Source organism: Roseobacter sp. HKCCD6576-2, assembly GCF_013179285.1.
In the GTDB taxonomy this organism is placed as follows: domain Bacteria; phylum Pseudomonadota; class Alphaproteobacteria; order Rhodobacterales; family Rhodobacteraceae; genus Rhodophyticola; species Rhodophyticola oceani.
Genome location: NZ_WVNW01000037.1, coordinates 1 through 5381 on the forward strand (window position 1 = coordinate 1; position 5381 = coordinate 5381).

Consider the following 5381-nt stretch of genomic DNA (forward strand, 5'->3'; position numbering starts at 1 on the left):
TGCTGTTTAGCGCAGGATATCGCGCGCAAGGCGGTGACCCCAATCCCTACATTGGATTTGCGCTCAGTCACAGGTTTTGAGCCTCAGGGTGAAATCCAGCTCTGGTGGCCTGTCCCAATCGGGCGGTTCGGTTTGATGTTAGTGCATCGTTGACCTCTGATCCATCGGAGCGATGCTTTCTGGTGCACGTGGACGGTATCCCAGGGAGCTGGGCGGCCTGCTTATTGTGTCTTCAGTCGCTTTGACCCGTACCTAGGCGGCATTGAACAACAGCTGGGAGAAGAACGATCCGAAGGGCGCACAGCCGGTAGCTTACGCTGCACAGATCGGCGTTGCCGAAAACCCTCCCCGACACACCGAGTTCGGCGAAGACAGTCGATACAAGCAAGACGACGAGCGGGGCTCAGGAGTCTCCCTTTGCTGCCTCAGCCAAGATCAACCTGTCCAAAGTCAGGTTTGACGCCGCTCTGTCTAACCGCTCGTTCTCTTTCTGAAGACGCTTCAGTTCCTTCAATCGGTCTGGGCCCGTTCCGTCGTACTTCTTCTCCCAGCGGTGGAAGGTTTGTTCAATCGCATCAATCTGCCGGATCGCATCAGGACAAGGCATGCCTCGTCCCATCAGAGCCTCAACCTGCCGTAACTTCGTGACAATCTGTTCTGGCGTCGGTCGCTTGTTCGCCATCTCTATCCTCCGTTTTTATACATAGCGGGGGACCACTTCATTTGGAGGCATCACTCTGCGTCCTTGTTGAAACGAGATGGCATCATTATTCTAAACCGTTTAGATCGGCACTTAGGCGGCTGCTGACAAAGACCTCTTAGTACATTGTGTGCTTTCCGTGCGTCCAACCCCGCCAGTAGACAAACTTCACGAAAATCAGCTGAAGGAAAAGTTCCAATCCAGCGTTCGGCGCCTTTGCGGTTTTTCTCCATTAGGGGGTTGGAATTGCACAGGTCTCTAACAGCCATCATGATTACGGACTGCCAAAGTCGTTTGGATGCTATCGGGTCATTCAAATCCAGCGTTCCAAATGATATGAGTGAGTATCGATAATCATCTGAGCAATATCGAGTATTCATAAAGCACCAAATGCAGCCGGAATTGACTAGCGGAGTGACCACCGCGGGGACTGTAGGCACCTGGCTGATATCTGTTTTTCTGGTGTTTGTTCTTCTGCGTAAAACGTAGGAAGATGATCAAATCCCGCCGAAACGTCCTCGTGCAAATCACCAGCCAGTTCGCTTTCATTGGTAAGGGCCTGCGCCTTGGTAGCTGCGTATTCAATGGTATCTATTGTACGATTCTCTGACACGCATCGGGCTGGCCGGCTCTCGGACCATTAGACCAATTGACGATACCTTATAAAACTCTATTCATCCGTTCAATGGTTAATGAATATCTGTCAGGCGCTACCGCCTTGCGCGGCTTCATCTTCGTGGGCTTTGTGGATTTCGACGGTCTTGTCCTGGCGGGTGTGTATGATTCATTATCAAGAGAAGCAGCAAAATGTCTTACAATAGCGTGCATTGTTGAGGCACTCCGTGGTCAATATATACTAGAAATTGAACGACGCACTCAGGCCGAAACCCTGGTTCTGCGCGAGGTCCGCGAATTTACTGTAGTAGCTCACACCGAAGAAGACGCCACCAACCTCATGTCTCAGGTCCAGATTAAGCAAAACCGCATCCTGTTCGATGGCAGCTCCGGTTGTGCTAAAGGCATTGTCCTGTAAAAGACGCATGGTCTTGACCGGAGCCAAATCACCGAGCGCCCGACGCCACCTGAGGCTCCCATCAAGGAAGACACTCCTATCGCCGAAGCTCTCGAGCTGCCGCTCGAACCGGGTACCCAGGGAGAAGGCGCCGACAGTCTGTGGAGAGTTGTTGGCACGCAGAACTGCGGTACCGTCTTCTTCGACAAAATCCTGTGTGCGCTGATTGATAAACGCCAAGCCGCTGAAAGGCTCAATTCGCGCGAACCAGGTTGTCTGTGTATAGCTGACCTCACCAAAGGCCTGGAATGCACTGGCTGCATAATCCTCCGTACTCAGCAGGCCATCGGAAAAACCGCCGACAGTTACGCTCCGGTCGGTGGTAACGTTGTTCCAGGCATTGCTTGCCCCGAACCGAAAGCCTAAATCATTAATCTGATAGCCGACATATCCGCCCAGAGCGAAGCTATTGGCATCGCCGGAATAGCCAAGGCCATTGAGGGCTACACTGCTGTTGCCATAGCCAGCAAACAGACCCATCCGCCAGCCACGGAGGGTGTTGGTTTCGAGACCACCACCGGCCACAAAGCCGGCAGTCTGGCTCTCTATTATAGCCGTATTGTCGGTCTCGCTGATGGAGCTCCACTGCCTATAACTCTCGAACCAGCCCATGGGGCTTCGACTGGACCCGTCTAGGGCGATCGCCTGTTCTTCGTTTGCAGCGACACTATCAAAAGCGCTGCGAAGACGGTTGTTGACGACAGTGCGACCAATACCGCTGTTTTGCGTCGGCGCCCCGTTAATCGACGAGTGGACCTCAACGGAAAGATCATCAAATGCACTGCGGGCTTCGTCCGCGCTGAGCGTAAGGATCGCATCAAGAACGTCATCATCCGCGTTCAAGTTGCTGACAGCGATCGCGACGTTTCTCTGGTTTCCCATGACGACGACGCTCTCAAGGTTGGTCTGGTTGCGATCCAGCGTCAGGATGACCTGGTTGGGCGTCCCATAATCATAATCCAGGGAAGAATCTAGAAACGCAAAGCTGTCGGTTACACGACCAAAGCTTCCTGTGATGCCGTCTGTGGCATTCAGGATGGTGTAGGCAGTAGACGGCGCATATTGGAAGCCTGTATCTGTGCTATTTTCAGGCGAGGCGTTGACCTTAGCCATTGGGTCAATTGTTGCGCCACCATCAATAACCAGACGATCTGCCTCGCCAGCTGCTTTGACCTCAACCGCATAAACCGAGCCTGCGTTAAGGGTGATACTGCAGTCGACACTCAGTGTGCCAATGGATTTGCCGTTTGTATCGGGGTCAGGACTATTGGGATCAGTTAAGCTATTGAATTTATTTAGAGTATTGAAGGTGGCAACATCATCTGGATTACCCCCTCTGACTTCGAAATCTACCTCGTTTATCACCACATCAGCGTGGGCCGGGAGCAGTCCCAGTCCGTGAGTCAGAATAGCGCAGGCTGGCGCAATCGCTGCAGTCTGAGCGGCAAGGCGGATACGAATGAGTATTTGTTGAGCGGCTTGCGTCACATGAAGAAGCCCAAATTTGCCACGGATATTGGCGATTTCCAGTCGCGAACTCGAGCAGGCTTTCCTGTTGGGCTTCGCAAGCAATTTAGAGATTCTCCACAAGAAGCACCGGGCAGATCTGCATTTCAAGAAGACGATAGTTCAGAAACTGCGCTCTCTTTGCCTCGAAGCTTTGACTGATACCTCTCCCTCGGAGACGGCGAGCGAACGGAGCGAAATACCCACCCTATGCATTAAGTTCAAAAATTAGGACCATGTTGTTGTATCGAGAAATACTAAGGTGCTATATATCAATAGGCGCCTGCTATGCTGAGGCTGTTTGACCTATGCGAAATCGCGGGGTTTTCGGCCAGTTCGAGTCGAACTATTATTGGCCAAGTATGTTTGGGTCTGGGCGTGTACTTCTGGCCGATAATGCGCTCCTGCTCTAAGCCGAGCGCAATGCCCGAATGGCAGTTGAGTTTGGCGTTCCATGATTGATCTTCCGGTCCGCCATGCCCTCCTCAACCGACAACCCGATGGTATAAAACGATGCATTACATCACAGGGCGCTGCGCCGCCTCTTCGATCGGCAACGGAGTCTTACTGCGCTCCAGTCAGGGAGTGGGTTCAAAAAACCAATTCGTAGTTAGCCCAGGACGCTGCGGCAAACTGGTTCTCGCTTCTTAGTCAACTGATGCCGGAGAGTGCGCCGCTCGTGCTTGCTGTGACCTGAGCCCTAGTTTTGGAGTTCCCCCGGTTTCGTGGACGGTTATGGGCTTGGGGGGTGTTTACCGCATGTGCTATCTTCATAATTTCTAATCCACAATTCCGGTATGGCAAGGATTCGGTCAGTTCCTAATTTAGGGAAATAGCTAACCAATCTAATGCTCGTATCCACATTTTTCTGCATTATTGGATGTGCGTATTTCCAAACATACTCTGTCGTATTAGATTAAGAGTTGGAGATGCCATAATCACTTAACGTGGCCGGGGGGCTTATGCGCACCTCATACACAATGCCTCAAGCCCCATATTGTATGTAAAAAATATTTGGTCTCGAAAGCAAATATAAATAAGCTATTGTAATATAGACAATAACTATCGATAAAGTGACTATCTCTTGTTGGAATCGATCACCAGAAATTCCGACAAGAGAGTATCGGATACATGGAAATGCACCAAATTCGATATTTTTTGGCAGTTTTTGAGTATCGAAATTTTACTCACGCTGCACGAGCAATGAATGTCTCTCAGCCTTCACTTACGACTGCAATTAAGAAGTTAGAGGATAGACTGGGTGGCAAATTGTTTATGCGTGATCGTGCCGGATGTAGTTTAACACCGTTGGGCCTGGTTGTTCTCCCATATCTAAAGGAGATTATGCAACAAACTCAAAAGGCGATGTTGCATGCCAAGCGTCACATTCGTCTCGATGGTGTTCCCATCAGTGTCGGAGTTGTTGAGGGTATCGGGTTGCTCAGAATATCGAATGCAATAGCGCGGTATCAATGTCGTGCACCAGAGGCTGATTTTGAGATCGTCGTCGAGAGGCAAAGCATAGTGTTAAATGGCCTTCGGGAAGGTCGTTTTGATATTGCTATAACAAGTGCCGATGCCGCATCTGAACTCTATCAGTCGGTGCCCCTGTACAGCGAAGTTTATCGTATTGTCGTTTCGGCCACACACCCGCTTAGTCAAAGGGAAGCCGTAAACTTGGGTGTGCTGGTGGGTGACGAAACGTCGGCCAGGGTTGATCGCGAGATGCGTGAAGGCTTGTTTAGCTTCTACGCACATTGTCGAGATACAATGAAGTTAACCCATCGGTCCAACCGAATTGATGGGCTGCTAGAGCTGGTGCGATCGGGAAGGGGTTTCTTAGTCTTACCCGATACAGCGATTCCAAAAAGCAAGGAGTTCGCTTCGCTGGCTATTGCGGATGCAGATTTTGAACGTCATGTGGTAGCACTTCGATATCTCCACCAACCAGCACGATCCGAAATTCGGGGGTTCACTCGAGAACTGGCCAGACACATGCCAGTGGAGGAGCACTGCATATGATTGTTCTCAAGCAACTAGTCATGGCGTATTTCGTTGAAAAACTCGAGCTTGATCGGGAGGTAAGTCGCTGATTCAATTTTT

2 protein-coding genes and 1 pseudogene are annotated in these 5381 nt (G+C 50.8%); 1 reads left to right on the forward strand and 2 read right to left on the reverse strand.

The genetic code is table 11. The annotated features are described in order from the left end of the window. Nucleotides 1-362: 362 nt before the first annotated feature. Together GTF44_RS21665 and GTF44_RS21670 are read right to left on the reverse strand one after the other, a co-directional pair. Nucleotides 363-682, reverse strand: a pseudogene (locus GTF44_RS21665) (transposase); the annotation flags it as partial. An 874-nt stretch (nt 683-1556) separates the two neighbouring features. Further along, on the reverse strand, nt 1557-3344 hold the full coding sequence (locus tag GTF44_RS21670; protein ID WP_171563455.1) for an autotransporter domain-containing protein: 1788 nt from the start codon (nt 3342-3344) through the stop codon (nt 1557-1559). Between the two features lie 1065 nt (nt 3345-4409). Here GTF44_RS21670 and GTF44_RS21675 point away from each other — a divergent pair. Continuing rightward, nucleotides 4410-5300, forward strand: a complete 891-nt coding sequence (locus tag GTF44_RS21675; RefSeq protein ID WP_171563457.1) for a LysR family transcriptional regulator — start codon at nt 4410-4412, stop codon at nt 5298-5300. The last annotated feature ends 81 nt before the right edge of the window (nt 5301-5381 follow it).

Excerpts from the sequence above, each read along its gene's own strand:
- GTF44_RS21675 (WP_171563457.1), top strand. The coding sequence starts at position 4,410 with ATGGAAATGCACCAAATTCGATATTTTTTGGCAGTTTTTGAGTATCGA.